Annotated in this window: 15 protein-coding genes and 1 pseudogene; 8 read left to right on the top strand and 8 right to left on the bottom strand. The window is 65.8% G+C overall.

The window, feature by feature from the left end:
• Positions 1 to 43: 43 nt before the first annotated feature.
• Positions 44 to 1,426 carry an NAD-dependent succinate-semialdehyde dehydrogenase gene (locus tag FNL56_RS11845; RefSeq protein WP_143582009.1) on the bottom strand — a complete coding sequence of 461 codons (1,383 nt, stop codon included), beginning with the start codon at positions 1,424 to 1,426 and terminating at the stop codon, positions 44 to 46.
• 352 nt (positions 1,427 to 1,778) lie between these two features.
• On the opposite strand from FNL56_RS11845, the gene FNL56_RS11840 reads away from it, so the two are divergent.
• Complete coding sequence (locus FNL56_RS11840) at positions 1,779 to 3,149, top strand: TIGR03808 family TAT-translocated repetitive protein (protein WP_143572918.1); 1,371 nt, start codon at positions 1,779 to 1,781, stop codon at positions 3,147 to 3,149.
• Between the two features lie 55 nt (positions 3,150 to 3,204).
• On the opposite strand, the gene FNL56_RS11835 is transcribed toward FNL56_RS11840, so the two are convergent.
• From FNL56_RS11835 to FNL56_RS11825, 3 genes are all read right to left on the bottom strand, one after another.
• Complete coding sequence (locus FNL56_RS11835) at positions 3,205 to 3,675, bottom strand: TIGR03809 family protein (protein WP_143572916.1); 471 nt, start codon at positions 3,673 to 3,675, stop codon at positions 3,205 to 3,207.
• Between the two features lie 464 nt (positions 3,676 to 4,139).
• Positions 4,140 to 4,856: a hypothetical protein gene (locus tag FNL56_RS11830; protein WP_143572915.1), complete on the bottom strand. Its 717-nt coding sequence runs from the start codon at positions 4,854 to 4,856 to the stop codon at positions 4,140 to 4,142.
• Positions 4,853 to 5,422, bottom strand: coding sequence for a sigma-70 family RNA polymerase sigma factor (locus FNL56_RS11825; protein ID WP_143572914.1), 570 nt, complete (start codon positions 5,420 to 5,422; stop codon positions 4,853 to 4,855). Before FNL56_RS11825 ends, FNL56_RS11830 begins: the two co-directional genes overlap by 4 nt.
• Positions 5,423 to 5,887: 465 nt before the next feature.
• Here FNL56_RS11825 and FNL56_RS11820 point away from each other — a divergent pair, with 465 nt between their 5' ends.
• The 4 genes and pseudogenes from FNL56_RS11820 to FNL56_RS11805 all read left to right on the top strand — a co-directional run bounded on the left by FNL56_RS11820 (position 5,888) and on the right by FNL56_RS11805 (position 10,723).
• Positions 5,888 to 7,036 (top strand): GGDEF domain-containing protein, encoded by a 1,149-nt coding sequence (locus FNL56_RS11820; RefSeq protein ID WP_143577840.1) that lies wholly within the window; start codon positions 5,888 to 5,890, stop codon positions 7,034 to 7,036.
• 90 nt (positions 7,037 to 7,126) lie between these two features.
• Positions 7,127 to 8,234 (top strand): annotated as a pseudogene (locus tag FNL56_RS11815) (DUF2336 domain-containing protein).
• 183 nt (positions 8,235 to 8,417) lie between these two features.
• Positions 8,418 to 9,392 (top strand): NAD-dependent epimerase/dehydratase family protein, encoded by a 975-nt coding sequence (locus FNL56_RS11810; RefSeq protein WP_143572909.1) that lies wholly within the window; start codon positions 8,418 to 8,420, stop codon positions 9,390 to 9,392.
• Positions 9,389 to 10,723, top strand: coding sequence for a flavin-containing monooxygenase (locus FNL56_RS11805; protein ID WP_143572907.1), 1,335 nt, complete (start codon positions 9,389 to 9,391; stop codon positions 10,721 to 10,723). Before FNL56_RS11810 ends, FNL56_RS11805 begins: the two co-directional genes overlap by 4 nt.
• Before the next feature lie 111 nt (positions 10,724 to 10,834).
• Here the strand turns inward: FNL56_RS11805 and FNL56_RS11800 are convergent, their stop codons facing one another.
• A complete protein-coding gene (locus tag FNL56_RS11800) occupies positions 10,835 to 11,470 on the bottom strand; it encodes an NrsF family protein (protein WP_143572906.1) in 636 nt (211 codons plus the stop codon).
• 2 nt (positions 11,471 to 11,472) lie between these two features.
• Complete coding sequence (locus FNL56_RS11795) at positions 11,473 to 12,018, bottom strand: sigma-70 family RNA polymerase sigma factor (RefSeq protein ID WP_143572904.1); 546 nt, start codon at positions 12,016 to 12,018, stop codon at positions 11,473 to 11,475.
• A 244-nt stretch (positions 12,019 to 12,262) separates the two neighbouring features.
• On the opposite strand from FNL56_RS11795, the gene FNL56_RS11790 reads away from it, so the two are divergent.
• The 3 genes from FNL56_RS11790 to FNL56_RS11780 all read left to right on the top strand — a co-directional run bounded on the left by FNL56_RS11790 (position 12,263) and on the right by FNL56_RS11780 (position 15,676).
• A complete protein-coding gene (locus tag FNL56_RS11790; protein WP_143572902.1) occupies positions 12,263 to 12,949 on the top strand; it encodes a hypothetical protein in 687 nt (228 codons plus the stop codon).
• A gap of 146 nt (positions 12,950 to 13,095) precedes the next feature.
• Positions 13,096 to 13,875 (top strand): enoyl-CoA hydratase, encoded by a 780-nt coding sequence (locus FNL56_RS11785; RefSeq protein ID WP_143572901.1) that lies wholly within the window; start codon positions 13,096 to 13,098, stop codon positions 13,873 to 13,875.
• 382 nt (positions 13,876 to 14,257) lie between these two features.
• The gene (locus FNL56_RS11780; protein ID WP_143572899.1) at positions 14,258 to 15,676 is read left to right on the top strand and encodes a TolC family outer membrane protein; all 1,419 of its coding nucleotides are present in this window, start codon (positions 14,258 to 14,260) and stop codon (positions 15,674 to 15,676) included.
• Positions 15,677 to 15,716: 40 nt separating this feature from the next.
• On the opposite strand, the gene FNL56_RS11775 is transcribed toward FNL56_RS11780, so the two are convergent.
• The gene (locus tag FNL56_RS11775) at positions 15,717 to 18,272 is read right to left on the bottom strand and encodes an HWE histidine kinase domain-containing protein (RefSeq protein WP_143582008.1); all 2,556 of its coding nucleotides are present in this window, start codon (positions 18,270 to 18,272) and stop codon (positions 15,717 to 15,719) included.
• Positions 18,273 to 18,565: 293 nt separating this feature from the next.
• Positions 18,566 to 19,765: a urate hydroxylase PuuD gene (locus FNL56_RS11770; protein ID WP_143572895.1), complete on the bottom strand. Its 1,200-nt coding sequence runs from the start codon at positions 19,763 to 19,765 to the stop codon at positions 18,566 to 18,568.
• Positions 19,766 to 19,806 lie beyond the last annotated feature (41 nt).

Genomic DNA, 19,806 nt, shown 5'->3' with positions numbered 1-19,806 from the left:
GACGGCTGCGCATTGTCCGTTGAAAGAGATCGCGCGCGACGGGCTACAGCGGCGCGTCCACAGTATTGATGCGTACCAGCTTCTTGTTGACGAAGGCCTGAATGCCCATGTCGCCGAGTTCGCGCCCGTAGCCGGAATTCTTGATGCCACCGAACGGCAGTTCGGCGTCAGTCCACGATAGGTTGTTGACGAACATCATCCCGGTATCGATCCGGCTGGCCACGCGCCGGCCGCGGGCGAGGTCCGCGGTGAACACGGAGCCGCCGAGGCCGAAATCGGAATCATTGGCGAGTGCGATCGCAGCCTCCTCGTCTTTCACGCGGAAGAACATCGCCACCGGGCCAAAGAACTCGTCGCGGAACGCCGGGTTGCCGGGCTTCACATCGGTCAGGATGGTCGGCTGCATATAGAAGCCCGGCCGATCGACGCGCTTGCCGCCCAGCACCAGCTTGGCGCCGCCAGCGACAGCCTTGTCGACCTGGTCGAGCAGTTGCACAAGGGCGGCTTCCGACGACAGCGGGCCGAGCGTGGTCTTCTCGTCGAGCGGATCGCCGGCTTCGAGCGCGCCAAGCGCCCGCTTGAATTTCTCGAGAAACGCGTCGGCAACGCTGTCGACGACGATGAAACGCTTGGCGGCGCAGCAGGTCTGACCGTCGTTGTACATGCGGCCCCACACCGCCCATTTCACGGTGTGCTCGAGATCGGCGTCCTCCAGCACGATGAAGGCATCGCTGCCGCCGAGCTCCATCGACGACGGCTTGAGATTCTGTCCGGCGCGCGCGGCGATGCTGCGGCCGGCCGCCACGCTGCCGGTCAGCGCCACGCCCTTGACGCGGGGATCGTCGATGATGGTGTCCGACTGATCGTGGGTGATGAACAGGTTGGTGTAGAGGCCGACCGGCGCGCCCGCGTCCACCCATAATTTCTCGAAGGCCAGCGCGGATTGCGGGACGATGGCGGCATGCTTCACGACGAGCACATTGCCGGCCATCAGTTGCGGACCGGCGACGCGGGCCAGCTGGTAATAGGGAAAATTCCACGGCTGGACGCCGAAGATCACGCCGATCGGACTGCTCTCCATATGGGCTTCGCCAGCGGTCGGATTGAGTTTCTGTGGCGCCAGGAAGCGCTCGGCATTCTTGGCATAATACGCCAGGATGCTGGCGCTGAACTCGACCTCGCCTCGAGCCTCGCCGATCCGCTTGCCCATTTCCAGCGTCATGATACGGGCGTAAGCCTCGACCTGGTCATGCAGCAGGGCGGCAGCCTTGTTCACGATCACCGCGCGCTCGGCATAGGACTTATGCCGCCAGATGTCATAGCAGCGCGCCGCCACCGCCAGCTTGTCGTCGAGCTGCGGCGCAGTCAGCGGCTCGAACGTCTTGAGCAGTTTGCCGCTGGTGGGGTTGATGCTTTGATAGGCCATGGATGGTTCTCATTGCTGATGTCGCGCGCCAGCAAGCGGCAGCGCGGCGGGAGCCGCGCAGTCACGATGGTCGCGGTGGACGGAGAGCACAGGCAGGCGTCGCGCTATACCGCCGGGTAATTCCGGACGGAAACGACCGCCTTCGGTAATCCAAGAGACCACGCGCCACGTTGTTCCAATTCAACGGCGCGAATTCGGACACGCGACGGCGGCATTCCTCCGCGGCCGCAGCCACGCAGTTAACCCTACTGCCAACAATCGACGGCTTGTGCTCTCGCCTGTCGGGCTGCGGCGCGGCATGGTCAGTGGCGCCGGATTGCCTATAGCAGTGCGATCCCCCGGGAGCCACGCCATGGACGTCAATCGCCGCCAGCTGCTCAATGCCTCCGCAGCCGGCCTCACCGCCGGCGCGATCGCCATGACGACGGATGCCGCGCGCGCGGCGCCGCCGGTCTCGGCGCTCGGCCGCGACGTCACGCAATATGGCGTGCGGCCGAACAGTCCGGACGACCAGACCCGCGCGCTGCAGCGGGCCATCGACGACGCCGCGCGCGCGCAGGTGCCGCTGGCACTGCCGCCCGGGACCTACCGCAGCGGCCCGCTCAGGCTTTCGACCGGCACGCAACTGGTCGGCGTGCGCGGCGCCACCATTCTGAAATTTTCCGGCGGCGCCTCCCTGCTCGCCAGCGACGGCGCCGATCACATCGGCCTCAGCGGCCTGGTGCTCGACGGCTCTGATATCAAGCTGCCGAACCGCCGCGGCCTTGTCCATTGCACAGCCGGCAAGGATCTGCGCATCAGCGAATGCGACATCACCAGATCCGGCTTTGCCGGCATCTGGCTTGAGAACATCGCGGGGGCCATTTCCGGCAACAGCTTCACCGACATCGCGACCACCGCCGTCGTCTCGTTGGACGCGCAGGGCCTGGTCGTGGCGCAGAACACCATCCTTCGCACCAGCGTCAACGGCATCGAGATCCTGCGCAGCGCGATCGGCGACGACGGCACGCTGGTGATCGACAACCGCATCGAGGACATCAAGGCGGGGCCCGGCGGCTCCGGCCAGTTCGGCAACGCGATCAATGCGTATCGTGCCGGCAATGTGATCGTGCGCGGCAACCGCATCAAGAATTGCGACTACTCCGCCGTGCGCGGCAATTCGGCGTCGAACATCCAGATCTCCGGCAACAGCGTCAGCGACGTCCGCGAAGTCGCGCTGTATTCCGAGTTCGCCTTCGAGGCCGCGGTGATCGCGAACAATACCGTCGATGGGGCTGCGGTCGGCGTCTCCGTCTGCAACTTCAACGAAGGCGGCCGTATCGCGGTGGTGCAAGGGAATATCTTGCGCAACCTGCGCCCGAAGCGCCCGATCGGCACCGCGCCGGACGATGATGCCGGCGTCGGCATCTATATCGAGGCAGATGCCTCGGTCACCGGCAACGTCATCGAGAATGCGCCGTCGTTCGGCATCGTCGCCGGCTGGGGCAAGTATCTGCGGGACGTCACCGTCACCGGCAATGTGGTGCGCAATGCCTTCGTCGGCATCGGCGTCTCGGTGATGCCCGGCGCCGGCACGGCGGCTATCAGCGGCAACCTGATCTCCGGCGCGCCGCGCGGCGCCGTGGTCGGGCTCGACCACGCCAGGCCGGTGACGCCGGACCTCACCGCCGATGGCGCGCAGAAATATGCCCAGGTCGCCCTGTCGGGAAATGTGGTGCGCTGATCGCAGCCCGGATGAACGGCACGCCCCCCTGCGTGACGACGCGACAGGCGATCCGTTACATCGTCGGCCGCAGCATCGGATAGCGCTCGCCCAGCACGTCGGGATCGAGCGCGCGCCGCCAGTCGGCGTGCGGCGCCGCGGCACGCAGCGGCTCGGCCGGCGGCTGCAGGGCCGGCGCCTCCGCGGCCAGTTCGACGACGGTCGGGGCCTGGACCCCGCGTGGCGCCCGCGGCACCTCGTGCAGCACGCGGCCCTGATATGAATTCGGCACGCCGTCCGGCCGGTCGAGCCAGGACCACGTCACCGGCTGGTTGTCGGCGGTCGCCTCCTGGGTGGCCATACCCCGCCAGCGATCGGCCGCGGCCTTGGCTTCACGAATATTGTCGAGGAAATCGACCTCGGTATGAAAACGGCGCCAACGACCGCTCTCGAAAAGATCGGTCAGGTAGTCCAGCCGGCGTTCGGCGAGGTCGGCCCAGCGCTCAACGAGCTGCCGCCCGGTAACGGATTCAGACTGCAATGACATGGAAATGTCCGCGAGAGGGAAACGGACGCAAAAAGCAACACACGAATCGATTGCCGAGACCTGATGATGGTCGGAGGAAAAGTTCCCGGGGTCCAGCGAAATGTGTCCAAAATTGGACACTCCCGCAGTTGCCCTTGGTCCCAACCACGCCTGACGTCCGGCAAGTCAAGCCGCAGGCGGATCATGGGTCAAAGATGGTTAGCAACGAGTTAACGAAAGACCCGCCCGGGGGGACAGCCGGGCGGGTCAGGCCATATCAGGCGCTTGATGATGGGCGCTTGCGCCGATCGGCCATCGGGGAGGGGTGACCGCTCCCACACCAGTAGGTCGAAGCCCGGCCGGCAAACGTTCATGCCGTCAGCGCGAAAATATTTACACGGATGGGTGAAGCGCCGTGCGAGGGCAGAAGCCAGCCTCGCCGTCACCGGCGGGCGTTTCCAGCCCCCCTGCCGGGTGGAAGGCGCCTACGGCGCGGCTGTGACCGAGCTGACGATCTTTTCGTTCGACAGCCGGCTGACCCAGCCGGCGACCTGCTCCTTGGTCATCGGCAGGCGGCCGAGCTGCAGCCGGAACAGGCCGGCCTTGCCGCCATCGACGATGGTCGCCTGATAGGTGTCGAGCAGCGCGGTGATATCCGACACCCGGGCCGCCGGCGTGAAGCGCACCAGGAGGCGGGGCGCGGCCTCCGGCGCGATCGACCGGGTGATGATCGCCGCTGAACCGGGCGGCGCGGGCGCAGGCTCGGCCGCGGTCTCGACCAGGGCATCGCCGCGCTGCATCACCATGGTGCCTATCACGCCGGCCTGCAGCACCAGCGCCAGCGCGCCGACCGCCGCCGAGGCCATCAAGGTGCGCGCCGACAGGCCCGCGAAGAACCCGGCCAGCCGCCTCGACAAGCTCGCCGAACCCGAGCTGGTGCGCGCCGGCTCGGCGTCGATCGCGGCAAAGAGCTTCTGCATCGCGCGCAGCGACGGCGCGCCGAGGCTTTCGTTCAGCAGGATGGTTTCGGCATATTCCTCGCGGATCGCTTCGTATTGCCGGGCGAGGTCGGGATCTGCCGCCAACGCCTCGTCGACGCGGCGGGTGTCGCGGGCGCTGAGCGTGCCGGCGGCATGCCACGGCAGCAGCGCCTCGATCTCGCCGGGCTGCTCGTCCTGAACCGTGTTTCTGATTGCCATCATGGCCAGCCTCGCTCCACGCCGGCTGCCTTGAGCAGATCGGCCAACTTCTTGCGCGCATAAAACAGTCGCGTCTTCACGGTATTCTCCGGAATGCCGACGATCGTTGCGACCTCTTCCACGGACTTCTCATGGTAGTAGACAAGATCGACGATCTCGCGATGTTCCGGCGACAGCGCCGTCAGGCATTTGCGCAAGGCGGCGCCAGTATCCTTCTTCTGCACCGCCACTTCCGGATCGTCGGAATCGTCCTCGATCGCGTTGGCGGTATCATCGTCCAGCTCGGCGTCGCGGCGCTTGCGCAGCGCCGACAGCGCCTTGAACCGCGTGATCGCCAGCAGCCAGGTCGAAACGGCGGACCGGCCTTCGAACTTGCCGGCCTGGCGCCAGACGTCGAGAAAAACTTCGCTGATCAGGTCCTCCGCGATCTGCTCGTCCCGCACCAGCCGCAGGCCGAAGCGAAACACCCGAACATGATGGCGACCATAGAGCACCTGCATCGCGAGCCGGTCGCCCTGCGCAATTCGCCCGATCAGCAGGTCGTCCGATGTCGCCTGCGTCGCGCTCAATGGCCATCTCTTTGGATTGGTCGGGGAAAAAACATAACAGGTTCAACCGGCAGCATCGGCTTTGCAGACGCACGGCATGCGCAGCGCGTCCTGCGGACAGGCGCGCAGAAGCTCAGGATAGGGCGGCCACCTCACCCCGCTTGACCATCCGGCATCACTATCCCCGGCCGGGCAGCGCAAGTCCGGCTAAATTAGGTCAATCGGCACCGAAAAAGGTTCATCTGAGACTACCGGATCCGGATACCTTGTCGGAAATCGGGAACGATTCTCTCGGGCCCCCCGGAAATCGGTCCCGCTCCGCACGCCGTCCAACCACTCAATATCACTTGATATCACTTGCTCAGCATCCCACCATGTGTCGCCTACCGGACAATTGAGGGCCAGGAAGATGCGTCGGGTTGCACGGGTTACCAAACCTAAAGGGATTCGGCGGTAAGGTTCCATTAACACGACGGTAGCGAGAACATGACCGCAGCACTTTCCGCCATCCTGACCCCGAACAACGGCGATTTCGATTCCGTTGACGGCGAGCTCCTTGCCGAATCGCTGGAGCGGCGACGGCGACACCGGCGCCACACCCTGATCGTCGCCGCCACCTTTCATGCCGCGAACATCGTCCTGCTGACGATGTTCGCGGTCGCCGGCACGGTCTCCGCGCCTGTCGCGCTCGGTTTCGCCGGCTGCGTCGCCGTCACCCTCGGGATATTCTGGGGCTTGTCCGAAGGCGGCATCAGCGATGGCTGGAATGACCACTCCTTCGCCCTGCCCTATGCCGCCGCGACGCTGCTGCTGCTGCTGAGTTTCATCGCTATCGCCCCGCAGGTGGCGGTAGTGTTTCTGCTGGCGCTGCTGCTGGTCGCCCAGATGGCCGGCATGCGCGCGACGCCGCGGCAGGGCCTGATCGTCTGGCTGGTGATCAGCGCCGGCGTCGTGCTGCTGTACTGGCTCGCCGAACTGCCGCTGCTATTGCCGGTCGCCAACGGCCAGGAGCGCTTCGCCACGCTGATGACCTTCTCGCTCACCATAGCCCGTGTGATCTATATCGGCGTGTTCGCCGGCTCGATGCGCGGGGCGCTGTATCGCCGCCGCATCGAACTGGAAGCCGCCTATAAAAGAATCGAGGAGCTGGCCGAGCTCGACGAGCTCACCGGATCCTACAATCGCCGCTGCATCATGCGGATACTCGGCGACGAAGCGGTCCGCGCGCAACGCAGCCAGTCGCCCTGCTCGGTCGCGCTGATCGACCTCGACTGGTTCAAACGCATCAACGACACCTATGGCCATCCGACCGGCGACGAAGTACTGCGCACCTTCGCCATCACGATGTTCGCCAATATTCGCTCGATCGACAAATTCGGTCGCTATGGCGGCGAGGAATTCCTGCTGGTGCTGCCGGACACGCCGCATGATATGGCGGTGCAAATGCTCGATCGGCTGCGCATGATCGTCGCGACGCTGGACTGGAGCGCGTTTTCCCATGGCCTGCGCGTGACCATCTCGGCCGGCGTCGCGACGCTTGCGCCCGACGAATTGCCAGTCACCCTGCTGGCCCGCGCCGACGCGGCGCTCTACGCCGCCAAGGCCGGAGGACGTAACTTGATAGCAAGCAACTAGGTCGTCTCCACAACCCTGGTCCGGCAACAAGAAACGCTGCCGTTACTTCAGGAAATTCAGCTTCGCGAAGCCTCCAGAACAGAGACAACGATGTCGAAACCCGCTTTGGCAGTCAGCTTACTCGATGAACTGCAAACAGCTCTTGCCCACGGCACGGTGGCACGCCGGGTCGAGACGTTGCGGCGCGTGACTGACCTGTTCCTGGACAATGCCGTTCCCTGTACCGACGAACTGCTCGCCATGTTTGACGACGTGTTCGAATGCCTGGTCGTGCACATGGAGAGCGCGGCCAGGATAATGCTGGCCGAACGCCTCGCGCCGGTCGATAGCGCGCCGCCGCGCATCGTCCGCACGCTGGCGTTCGACGACCTGATCGAGGTCGCAGGGCCAATGCTGTCGCAGTCCCGGCGGCTCGACGAAGATGCCCTGATCGAGAACGCCCGCACCAAGAGCCAGCGCCATTTGCTGGCGATCTCGCTCCGCAAACTGTTGAGCGGCGCCGTCACCGAAGCGCTGGTGGAGCGCGGCGATGCCGAGGTGGTGCGCAGCACGGCGTCCAATCCCGGCGCCGAATTTTCCGAGAAGGGCTACACCACGCTGCTGTCGCGGGCCGAGCACGACGACGCCATTGCCACCTGCGTCGGTCTGCGCCCGTCGATTCCGCGGCATCACTATCTGCAACTAGTCGCCCGGGCCTCGGCCTCGGTCCGCAAGCGGCTGGAAGCGGCGCATCCGCACTATGCCAACGAGGTTTCGCACGCCGTGGCGGAAGTCACGCGGCGCGCCCGCGAGGCCCCTGCCGGCGTCCCCCCCCCAGAGCAGCATCGCCCACGGCCTGGTGCGATCGCTGTTCGAGGATGGCCGGCTCGACGAGGCGGAAGTATCGGCCTTCGCCGAGGCCGGAAAATTCGACGAGACCAACGCTGCATTGGCCTTCCTCGCCAATGTGCCGGTGATCGTCGCCGAGACCATGATGATCGAATCCCGGAACGAAGGCATCTTCGTCCTGAGCAAGGTCGCCGGGTTTTCATGGGTGACCGTCAAGGCCATCATCCGGCTGCGCGGGCGACTGTCAGGCGGGGTGCTGTCGGCCACGGACGTCGACCGGGACCTCTACGAGCGACTGCGGCTATCGACCGCGCAACAGGTGCTGCGCTTCCACCGCATGCAACAGGCCACGGCGCAACTGCCGGCCTGAGCGCAGCCCGCACGGGCCGCCGCGGCCGGCAGCGCTTTTGCCAGTGCGACGCATTCTTGCAACGCCCACAGCGCTGATCTGCCATCCGACATCGGGCATCGACTTGCGCGCGACCGGCTTGATAGTGGTCGCGGCGAGACGGCCTGTGCCGCCGCGCGGGATCATGGTTGCGGGACGGCCACAATGCGGATTCTCATCACCGGCGCCGGCGGTTTTATCGGCCAGACCCTGACGCGCGTTCTGTTGCAGAACGGGCACCTCAAGAACCGCGCCGGCGAAACCGCAGCCATCGCGGAGATCCTGCTGCTCGACACAAGGCTGCCGGCCTGCTCCGATCGCCGGCTGAAGCCGCTGCAGGCCGACCTCAGCTCGCCCGCGACGCTACAGGCGATCGCACAATGGCAGCCGGACAGCGTGTTTCATCTCGCCGCCGTGCTGGCCAGCGCCGCCGAACTGGATCCGGTCCATAGTCTGGCCATCAACGTCTCGGCGCTGGCGGAACTGATCGGCGCGATCGGCAACAAGGAAGCAGCGCCACGGCTGATCTTTCCAAGCTCGATTGCCGTATTCGGCGGCCTGCTGCCGGATCATGTCGACGACGACCATCTGCAACGTCCGCAGACCTCCTATGGCACACAGAAGGCAATCGCCGAGCTGATGCTGTCGGACGCAACTAGGCACGGCGTGGTCGATGCCCGGGCGCTGCGGCTGCCGATCGTGCTGGTGCATCCCGGCCCGCCGACGCAATCGGTGTCGGACCGTATCGCAGCGATGGTGCGCGACAGCGCCGCAGGCCGCCCCGCGGTCTGTCCGCTGCGGCCCGACACCAAGGTCGCCGTCGTCTCGGCACAGACCGCGGTACAAAACCTGATCACGCTGCACGATGCCGACCCCGTGAGGCTGCGCGGCAAGCGTATGCTGAACCAGCCGGGTCTGACGGTGAACATGATGGAGATCGTGGAATCGATCGGCCGCGTGATCGGCCCGCCCGATATCGGCTTTGCACCGGACGCCGCGCTGAAAAAAATTGTCGATGGCTGGCCGAAAGGCTTTATTTCCACCCGTGCGCCCTCAGTCGGCCTCGTTGCCGACACCAGTTTCGATGATATCGTCCTGAATTATCTTTCCTTCCTCGCAACCGGCAAATCCGCGGCATGACCCAGACTTCCGCCGACATCTGCATCATCGGCGCCGGCTCCTCCGGCATCGCCGTGGCCAAGGCGCTGAACGACAAGGGGCTCGCCTTCGAGATTTGCGAGAAGGGCTCCGACATCGGCGGCATGTGGCGCTACGGCAATGACAACGGCCTGTCCTGCGCCTATCGCAGCCTGCACATCGACACCAGCCGCGAAAATCTCGGCTATTCCGACTTTCCGATTGCCGCCGACAAACCGGACTTCCTGTCGCACCAGGATCTGCTGGCCTATCTGGAGGCCTACGCCGACCGCTTCAATGCGCGCTCCTCGATCCGCTTCAACTGCGAGGTCACCGCGGTCGCCAAGGAGCGGCTCGGCTGGCGCGTCACCACGATGCAGGACGGCGTCGAGGACACCCGCCACTACGGCGCGGTGATCGTCGCGAACGGCCATCTGTGGGATCCGCGCTGGCCGTCCTTTCCCGGCACGTTCTCCGGCACGACGATCCATTCCAGCCAGTATCGCACCGCGCAGCCGTTCGACGACAAGAAGGTGCTGGTGGTCGGGATCGGCAATTCTGCCGTCGATATCGCGGTCGACCTGTGCCGGCGCGCCAGCCACGTCACCCTGTCGACGCGCACCGGCGCGCATATCATGCCGAAATATCTGATGGGAATCCCGGTCGATCGCTGGTCGGCCTTCCTGACGCGACAACTCAGACTGCCGACGCAGGTGGCGCGCCGGATCATGGCGCGGCTGATCTATCTGGCGGTCGGCAACCAGGCCCGGTTCGGCGTGCCCAAGCCGAAGCATCCGATGTGGCGCGAGCACGCCACGCTGAGTCAGGAATTGCTACCCTATGCCGGCCACGGCTGGGTGTCGTTTCGTCCGAACATCGAGACGCTCGACGGCGATGCCGTGGTGTTCACCGATGGCCGTCGCGAGCCGTTCGACGCCATCATCTACGCCACCGGCTACAAGACCAGCTTCCCGTTTCTGGCGCCGGAGATCTTTGCCGTGCCGGAGAATGGCGGCATGGTCGAGCTGTACCGCCGCATCGCGCCGCCGAACCAGCCCGGATTGTTCTTCGCCGGATTGGTGCAGCCGATCGGCCCGACGATTCCGCTGGTCGAGATCCAGGCCCGCTGGATCGCTGCCGTGCTGTCCGGCCGGGTGACGCTGCCCGATGTCGCCGAGATGGCGCTCGAAGTCCGCAGCTTCCACCAGCAGCAATTGCACACCTGGCTTCCGTCTGCGCGCTACACGCTGGAAGTCGATTTCAAGGACTACGCGGCCGAGCTGAACGGCGACATCGCGAGTGCCGCGCGCGGCAGGTCGGCGGCGGCGAAGTAACTTCGTAGCCCGGATGTCAATCCGGGACCGGCCACGCCCCACGATCGCCATTCCGGGATTGCGTCGCCGTGCCAATGGGCACGCCGACTTCATCCGGGCTACAGATCGACGCTAGTACTTCAGCCATCTCGCGCCGGCGAGCGCGCCGATCGCGGCGACCAGTGCGGTCGCCAATGTGTACCAGGTCGCGACGAACAGCGGCGAGTCGTCGATGCAATGCGCGGCGTACAGCGTCGCCGCCAGCCCCGCCGACAGCAGTCCCGCCACCGCCCCCGCCAGCGCCGGGCGTGACGGCGCGCCCTGGCGCAACGCCAGCAGCGCTGCCGCCAGGATCGGCAGTGCCAGCAACGGGATCACGCTCAGGCACAGCATCGCATTGTGGCCCATCCAGCGAGCCCCCATCGGCAGCCGGTCCGGCATCGCCATTTCGGCGGCAGCACCGAGCGCCAGGATCACCAGCGGCGCCAGCAGCCACCAGCCGCGACCGCGCAGCGTCGCCTCCGGCCGCGACAGATGCAGGCTGATCGCCAGCGCCGGGATCGCCAGCGCCAGCGTCACCACGAATTTCAGATCGAACAGCGGCGTCCGCATGGCGCTGCGAATATCCGGGCGCAGGCCGATGGACGACAGCATAATGAGCGCAGCGACCGGCAGCGCGAGCAGCAGCGCGGCCGTCAACCACAAGCCCACCGGGCGGCGCGGCGCGGCGTCGGCGGCCAGGGTCCGGATCAGGCGTTCGGTATCCATGATCATTCCTTCCGCAACTGGGACGCCAGCTTCGCCAGCCCGCGATGCAGTGCCACCCGCACCGCGCCTTCGCTCATCGCCATTTTTCGCGCGGTGTCCCTGATCGAGACGCTTTCCACCGCGATCGACTGCAGCACCTCGCGCTGCCGCGCCGGCAGTCCCGCCAGATGCGTGGCGAGTTCGCCGGCCGGCAATGTCTCGGCCGGCTCCGCGCCAGGCAACACCTCGGCGAAATCGTCGATGTTGACGAACACCCGGCGGCCGCGACGGCGCAGCGCATCGATCAGCTTGTTGCGTGCGATCGCAAACAGCCACGGCGCGAACGGCGCGTCGACCTTCCAGGTGTGTCGCTTCAGATGCACTGCCAGCAAGATGTCCTGCACAATATCCTCGGCCTGGTCCGGCGGCTGTCCGGCCCGCGCCAGGCCGCGCCGCGCGCCGGCGCGCAGCACCGGCGCGACCGACACCAGCAGCCGCCGGTAGGCCGCCTCATCGCCTGCATTGGCCGACCGCATCCAATCGGTCCATTCGTCGTCACGTCCGCGCACGCACGCTCCTGCAAAGCCCTACGGCCAGGTTTTCGATTTGTTACGGCACCTGCCCAGAATACGGCGGGAAAATGGTCCGGCAGGCCGGGCCGTCTCTTAGCACTGTTTGAAGGCCTGGGCATAACGCCGGGGACACCAGCGGTTTTGCCGCCATTGCAAGAAAATTCCCCTTTTCTGCCCTGCTGTGAACACGCGCGCAGCTTCCCTTGGCGCCCATCGAAAGCGGGCAGATCCGGAGATGGCCATGAACATCCACATCAACCGACGCGCAGCGTTGAGCCTGGCCACCGGGCTTTGGATCAGTCTTGCGGGCTTTGCCGCGCCAGGCTTTGCGCAGGAAGCCGAACCGGCCGCCGCCGCCGAGGCCCCGGTGGGCAAGCCGATCGCGCTGAAAAAATTCACCAAGCCGGCGGCGAAGAAGAAGGCAGGCGCGTCTCCCCGCACCGAAAAGGTCAAGGCCGCGAAGGCTGCGGCCTCCGACGATGCGGCGCCCGCGGTCGTCATTTCCGAAGACACCAGCAAGGCGGGCAAGGCGGCGTTGTCGCCCGCCATTGCCAACGCCAATGCGCAATGGCCGACCGAGCCGGTGGCCGATCCCTTTGCCGCCGCCACGCCGGCGCAGCCCAGTCCGCTGCAGGCCGATGCGCTGATCAAATCGGTGGGCGCCGAGTCGCATCGGGACGCCACCACGGTCGCTGCGACGGGCGCGCAGGTGGTGTCGCCCGACGAACTCAACGAGATCGACCGCGCAGCCATCGAGCCCCGCCCCGCGCTGACGCTGGCCAGCGCCACGCTCGACGCGCCGGCCGCCGCCGAGGTGAACTCGATCGACAATTCGACCTGGGACAAGACCTCGCTGATCGGCAAGATCTTCATTGCCTTCGGCGGCCTGCTGACGATGGCGTCCGCCGCCCGCATGTTCTTTGCCTGATAAGCGGTCAGGTCCGGTTGCGTTGCGGCGTTTTCGCGCCGCTGCGGCGGGATCCGATCGAGGCTCGTTCCGCGCTTGAACCGACTGCCGTCTTCGCCCACATTGCGCCGCGCCCACCAGGCCGGCAACAACATGCGGGAAGAAACATGAGCAGCTTCGAACACATCCTCGTCGAACGCCACGGCGCCGTCGGCATCCTCCGTCTCAACCGTCCGAAAATGCTCAACGCCCTGTCGTTCGGCGTGTTCGGCGAAATCAAAATCGCGATCGACGATCTCGAATCCGATGACGCCATCGGCTGCATCATCGTCACCGGCAGCGAGAAGGCATTCGCCGCCGGCGCCGACATCAAGGAGATGCAGCCGAAGACCTTCATCGACATGTACCAGAGCGACTTCACCGCGATCGGCGGCGACCGCGTGGCCACCTGCCGCAAGCCGACCATCGCTGCCGTCTCCGGCTACGCGCTCGGCGGCGGCTGCGAACTGGCGATGATGTGCGATATCATCGTGGCCGCCGACACCGCGAAATTCGGCCAGCCGGAAATCACGCTCGGCACCATTCCGGGCATCGGCGGCACGCAGCGCCTGACGCGCGCGATCGGCAAGTCGAAGGCGATGGATCTCTGCCTCACCGGCCGCATGATGGACGCCGCGGAGGCCGAACGCGCAGGCCTCGTCAGCCGCGTCGTGCCCGCGGACAAATTGATGGAAGAAGTGATCGCGATGGCCGAGAAGATCGCAGGCATGTCGCGCCCGGTGGCGTCGATGGCCAAGGACGCCGTCAACCGCGCCTTCGAGACACCGCTCCATGAAGGCCTCAAGGTCGAACGCGACCTGTTCCACGCCACCTTTGCGCTGGACGACCGCCGCGAGGGCATGGCCGCCTTCATCGAGAAGCGCAAACCGGTCAACACGAACCGCTAGCTCCGATTAGCAACAACTCAGCCGCCGTCATCCTGAGGGGCTCGCCGTCTGCGGCGAGCTTCGAAGGACGCGGCGCATCCTGCGAGGCCGTCGCATGTGCGACGGCATACGATCCTACAAAACTACCGCCGCGCCGTTCAGAAATGTCACCGCCATGCAACACACGGCTGCGTATATGGGCAGGCTAGTTGTCGCATTCCGATAACCGGTATTTGCCCTTAGGGTCCTGATCAATCAAGCGAAGTGGGCTGCAAATGCCCTGTGGGGAACACGCCAAAGCACGAGGGTTGCTCACCGGATGGTTTGCCTGTGAAGGCTGCGCCCTCTAAAGATACGGTGGACGTCGGCGGGGGCGGACGTTCGAAGACTGCTTTGGGATAAAATGATTCGGAATCACGGGAGATCGGGCCTCGCTGCTTCGCGCGTGCTCCGCACGGGCCTCGCGCTGGGCGTAATCGGCTGCAGCGTTGTGGCGGTCGGCGCAGCGCGCGCCGAGACCGTCGCGGAAGCGCTGGCACGGGCCTATCAGTCCAATCCGCAGTTGAACGCGGAACGCGCCAGGCAGCGCGCCACCGACGAGAACGTGCCGCAGGCGCTGGCCGGTTACCGGCCGCAGGTCAATGCGACGCTCGGCTACGGCCTGCAGGCGGTGCGCAACCTGCTGGTCGACAACACCATCGCGGGCGCCACGCTGAAACCGTGGACGATCGGCGTCACCGTCACCCAGACGCTCTATAACGGCAACAAGACCGCCAACAGCGTCCGCGTTGCCGAGGCGCAGGTGCAGTCCGGCCGCGAAGCGCTGCGCAATGTCGGCCAGGGCGTGCTGCTCGATGCCGTGATTGCCTATACCAATGTGCTCGCCAACCAGTCGCTGGTCGAGGCGCAACGCGCCAACGTCACCTCGCTGAAGGAAACGCTGGGCATCGCGCAGAAGCGACTCAATGCCGGCGACGTCACCCCGACCGACGCGTCGCAGGCCGAGGCCCGCCTCGCGCGCGGCCAGGCCGACCTCAACGCCGCCGAAGTCAATCTGGCGATCAGCCAGGCGACCTATGCCGCGGTGATCGGCGCCGCGCCATCGCGGCTCAGCCCGGCCGAGCCGATGGACCGCCTGCTGCCGCGCAGCCGGGAGGATGCCGTCGCGCTGGCATTCAAGGGCCACCCCGCCGTGCTCGCCGCCGGCTTCGACGTCGACGTCGCCACCACCACGATCAAGGTCGCCGAAAGCAGCCTGCTGCCGACCATCACCTTGCAGGGCAGCGCCAGCCGCTCGCGCGATTCCGACCCGACGCTGGGTACGTTCGGCACCGACCAGGCCTCGATCATCGGCCAGTTGAACGCGCCGATCTATGATGGCGGCCTCGCCGCGGCGCAGACAAGGCAGGCCAAGGAACTGTCGTCGGTGAGTCGTCTGGTGCTCGAGCAGGTCCGCAACCAGGCGCGCACCGCGGCCACCGCCGCCTGGGTCTCGAACGAAGGCGCCAAGGCGGCGGTCACCGCCGCCGAAGCCGAAGTCCGCGCCGCCGGCGTGGCGCTGACGGGCGTGCTGCGCGAAACGCAGAGCGGCCAGCGCACCACGGTCGATGCGCTGAATTCGCAGCAGGATCTGGTGTCGGCAAAGGCCCGCCTGATCGGCTCGCAACGCGACCGCGTGATCGCCTCCTATTCGCTGCTCAGCGCGATCGGCCGCCTAGACGTCAAGTCGCTCGGCCTCAACACCCCGGACTACCTGCCCGAGGTGCACTACCACCAGGTCCGCGACGCCTGGCACGGTCTGCGCACACCGGGCGGGAAGTAGCAGTTCACATCGTCCCGCTGCGGTGCGAGGGAAGAAACGCCTAGCCGTTCTTCCCCATCGCCAATGTCAGCGCCGCGATCAGCGTAGTGACGTCGTATGGCTTGCGCACGATCGGAACATGACCGAGTTCGCTTGGGATCAGGCTGGTCTCGCCGTGGCCGGTCGCGAATACGAACGGGATGCCACGCGCAACCAAGGCCTGCGCGACCGGAAGCGAGCTACCATTGCCGAGGTTGACGTCGAGGATCGCAATATCCGGCTGGAAGATCGTCAGACTATGCATTGCCTCCTTCACCGAGGAGGCGGTTTCCACCGTTCCCGCGCCCTCCTGCGCCAGCATGGTCTGCACATCCATCGCTATCAGCAACTGGTCCTCGACCATCAGGATGCTCAGCCCGCGCATCGACGCCTGCGGCGTCGCGTTGACGACCCGGGCTGGAAGGTCGGGTTTGGCCAGCGGCGCCGTCCAGGTGACGAAGCGGCCGGGGATCAGCAGTTTGACCCGCGCGCCCTCCTCCGCATAATCGACCTCACTCACGCCGCCGAGATCGTAGGGAACGCTGCGGCCGATCAGCATCGAGCCGAAGCCGGGCTTGGCGATCGCGCCGACGCGCGGGCCATCGCGCTCCAGCCAGCGGATCTCGCAATCGCCCTCGTCGGTACGCTCCCAGCGCAACGACAGCCGGCCGTCCTTGACCGACAGCGCGCCATATTTGGCGGCGTTGGTGGCAAGCTCATGCAGCACCAGCGCCAGCACGGAAAACGCGCGCGAATCGAGCAGTACGTCAGGACCGTCGAGCGAAATGTCGGCCACTGAATCCCGGTACGGCGAAAGCTCGGCATCGATCAACGCACGAAGCCCGCCACCGCCACCGCCGCGGATCACCTGGTCATGCGCCAGCGACAGCGCCTGGATGCGGCCCTTCAAGGACTTCACATAGTCTTCGATACTGTGGCCGAGTTCGACCGGGTGCGAGACCAGCGACTTGATCAGCGCCAGGATATTCTTGACACGGTGGTTGAGCTCCTCATTGAGCATCTTCTGGCGCAAATCGGTCTTGTGGCGCTCTTCGGCCAACAACTCGCTATGGCGCATCACCACTTCCACCAGCGCGATGCGCGCGGCTTCCGCCGCTTCGCGCTCATTGGCGAGCCAGGGGAGTGATTGCCGATCCACCTCCTGCTTCCAGATCGCAAAACTCTTGCGCGGCGTCAGACGGTCGCCCAGCGGGCCGCTCTCGTAACGCTTGGTGGGATCGCCGCCCCAGTTCACGGTCTGCAAGACCTCTTTACGGAAGAACACCAAATAGTCGCGCGGCAGTTGCGACAGCGGCACCGCCAGCACGCCGGACACGTCGGCGCGGTAGGCGTCCGCGCTCGGCAGCCGTTCGCTCAGCGCATTGGTGGCCCAGACGTCGCCCTCGGCCACCGAACTCACGAACGCCATCAATACCGGCACCGCCGCCGCGGGCGGCACCGTGCCATAGGTGGTCCAGGTGCGGTTGATGTAGAGCCCGACGCCGTCGCACGGCATCAGCGCGGTGAAATCCTGCACGCTATCGCGCAGCAGCTCTTCGACCTCGCCATGCGGCGCAACGTTCAGCATCAGCCGATCGAGGCATTCGCGCGCGCGCGCGGCGGCCGCGATGCGCTGCTTCTGGATCAGGGCCTCGAGCTGCATCGAGAAGAACTCGCCGAACATTTCGGCGGCAACGCGCTTTTCCATCGGCAGCACGCGCGGCTCGTAATGGTGGCAGGCGATCAGCCCCCACAGCCTGCCGCCATTGACGATCGAGATCGACATCGACGCGCCCACGGCCATGTTGCGCAGATACTCGCAATGCACCGCCGAGACGCTGCGCAGATGCGCGAACGACAGGTCGAGCGGCTCGCCGGAGGCGTCGATCTCAGGCTCGATCGCAATCCGCTCGCCATTGGAATCCGACACGATGCGGATGGTGTTCTGCAAATAGAGCACGCGGGCCTGCTGCGGAATGTCGCTGGCAGGAAAGTGCTGGCCGTGAAAACTCTCGAGATCGCCGCGTTTGGCCTCGCTGATGACCTGGCCGGCGCCGTCCGGGGCGAAGCGATAGATCATCACGCGGTCGTAGCCGAGTGCGGCGCGCAGCAGCCGCGCGCCGGTGTCGAACAGCTGATTGATGTCGGCGACCTGGGCGATCCGCCCCATCAGCAGCCGCGAAAGTTCCAGCGGCGAGGTCGTCTCGGCCGCGTTGGCGGGCTCGAATTCGACGATGTTGATGCCCTGGTGGCGATGCACCGCGATGTTGAACAGGCCGGGCGAATGCGCCAGCCGGACGTTGGTCATCAGGCCCGGACGCGGCAGATTGCCCCAGCGCGCCACCGCGTTGCGGATATCGTGCGTGGCTTGCTCGCCGATCAGATCGTCGAGCGTGGCACCGTTGATCTCGCGGCCGGCGAGGCCGAGCACCGCAGCGGTATTGACCGAATGACGGCGCACCATCGCAACCGACCCGTCACAGGCCAGCAGACAGCCGTGCGACTGAATACTGCCGGGGATATGGATCGGCTCGCGATCGCAATTGGTCAGATCGACGTTATCAACGGTAGTCAGCATCAATAATCTCTGAAAGGCGCAACAGCGGCGCTGTCGGCAGGCGATGCGCCGGGAAACCGTTTCGAATATGGGAGAGACAATAGCGGATTCGAACGCTTTCGGAACACGGGTGAACCGACGGGCACGAGACGTGCACGCCGGGATACGGTTTCAACGACCGAGCGTTCGGTTTTGATCCCCTGCGGGCGTGAAAATCCCGCTTGTCACCGTGCAATAAACGTCCCGGCGTCCGGGAACCCCGGCTTTGCACGCCGCGATACCATTTGCCGCACGATAGGCGGGCACGCGCCCGCTCAGTTCGGGGCTCCAGCGGCCAGCCAGGTGGCGATGGTGGCGCGCTCCTCGGTGGTCATTTCGGTGATGTTGCCGGGCGGCATGGCGCTCGACCACACGGCGTTGCGGCCGATCAGCGCGGCATAGCGGCGGATATGGTTGGCATCGTCCAGCAGGATCGCTTTGGGTGCCGTGACGATGCCCGACCACACCGGCTCGGCGGCGTGGCACATGCTGCAGCGGCTCGTGACGATCTCCTCGACCGCGGCGAAATCGACCTTCGCGGGCAGCGCGCCGAGATGCGCGTCGCGCGGACCCGCCGCCGAGAGCAGCAGAATTCCGATCATGCCCAGCGCGGCCACGCCCCACACCCACCAGGGCGACTTCTTGCCGGCGTGGCGGGCGTTGAAGAAATGCCGGATCACCGGGCCGAGCGCCAGCACGATGGCGACGATCGCCCAATTGTAGCGGGTGCCGAACAACAGCGGGTAATGGTTGCTGATCATCAGCACGATCACCGGCAGCGTCAGGTAATTGTTGTGCAGCGACCGCTCCTTGCCCCACGCCCCCCAGCGCGGGTCCGGCGTGTCCCCCATGATCAGCGCGGCGACGATCTTCTTCTGGTTCGGAATGATGGTGGCGAACACGTTGGCGACCATGATGGTGCCGATGATGGCGCCGATCTGGTTGAAGGCGCCGCGGCCGCTCAGCACATGGGTGAAGGCGTAGGTCAACCCGACCAGGAACAGGTAGCCACCGATCGCGAACGGCAGCTCGTGGCGCGCAAGACCCGAGCGGCACGCCATCTCATACAACAGCCAGGCCAGCACCAGGCTGCCGAAGCTGAACAGCGCCGCCTGCAGCGGCGTCAGATCCATCACCGATTTATCGACCAGGAATAGGTCGGCCTCGAGGTAGTACACGATCACCACCAGCACGAAGCCGGACAGCCAGGTCGTATAGGCCTCCCATTTGAACCAGGTGAGTTCGTCGGGCATCGCCGCCGGCGCCACCAGATATTTGACGATGCGGTAGAAGCCGCCGCCGTGCACCTGCCACGCCTCGCCCTTGACGCCGTCCGGCAGGCCCTGCCCCGGCTTCAGGCTGAGATCGAGCGCGATGAAGTAGAACGACGATCCGATCCAGCCCATCGCCGCCACCACATGCAGCCAGCGAAAAATCAGGCTGAGCCACTCGGTCGCAACGGATTGCCAGAGCATCGGGATTCCATTCCAGGGACGAAAACATCGACCCTGTCATG

The sequence above is a fragment of the Tardiphaga sp. vice304 genome, assembly GCF_007018905.1.
Classification (GTDB): Bacteria; Pseudomonadota; Alphaproteobacteria; order Rhizobiales; family Xanthobacteraceae; genus Tardiphaga.
The sequence above is the reverse complement of the archived record's forward strand: the minus strand, read 5'-3'. Positions and strand labels throughout refer to the sequence as shown.

Bases quoted from the DNA above. Each gene is read 5' to 3' on its own strand.
- FNL56_RS11845 (WP_143582009.1), bottom strand. From the start codon at position 1,426: ATGGCCTATCAAAGCATCAACCCCACCAGCGGCAAACTGCTCAAGACG.
- FNL56_RS11840 (WP_143572918.1), top strand. From the start codon at position 1,779: ATGGACGTCAATCGCCGCCAGCTGCTCAATGCCTCCGCAGCCGGCCTC.
- FNL56_RS11835 (WP_143572916.1), bottom strand. From the start codon at position 3,675: ATGTCATTGCAGTCTGAATCCGTTACCGGGCGGCAGCTCGTTGAGCGC.
- FNL56_RS11830 (WP_143572915.1), bottom strand. From the start codon at position 4,856: ATGATGGCAATCAGAAACACGGTTCAGGACGAGCAGCCCGGCGAGATC.
- FNL56_RS11820 (WP_143577840.1), top strand. From the start codon at position 5,888: ATGACCGCAGCACTTTCCGCCATCCTGACCCCGAACAACGGCGATTTC.
- FNL56_RS11810 (WP_143572909.1), top strand. From the start codon at position 8,418: ATGCGGATTCTCATCACCGGCGCCGGCGGTTTTATCGGCCAGACCCTG.
- FNL56_RS11805 (WP_143572907.1), top strand. From the start codon at position 9,389: ATGACCCAGACTTCCGCCGACATCTGCATCATCGGCGCCGGCTCCTCC.
- FNL56_RS11800 (WP_143572906.1), bottom strand. From the start codon at position 11,470: ATGGATACCGAACGCCTGATCCGGACCCTGGCCGCCGACGCCGCGCCG.
- FNL56_RS11790 (WP_143572902.1), top strand. From the start codon at position 12,263: ATGAACATCCACATCAACCGACGCGCAGCGTTGAGCCTGGCCACCGGG.
- FNL56_RS11785 (WP_143572901.1), top strand. From the start codon at position 13,096: ATGAGCAGCTTCGAACACATCCTCGTCGAACGCCACGGCGCCGTCGGC.
- FNL56_RS11780 (WP_143572899.1), top strand. From the start codon at position 14,258: ATGATTCGGAATCACGGGAGATCGGGCCTCGCTGCTTCGCGCGTGCTC.
- FNL56_RS11775 (WP_143582008.1), bottom strand. From the start codon at position 18,272: ATGCTGACTACCGTTGATAACGTCGATCTGACCAATTGCGATCGCGAG.
- FNL56_RS11770 (WP_143572895.1), bottom strand. From the start codon at position 19,765: ATGCTCTGGCAATCCGTTGCGACCGAGTGGCTCAGCCTGATTTTTCGC.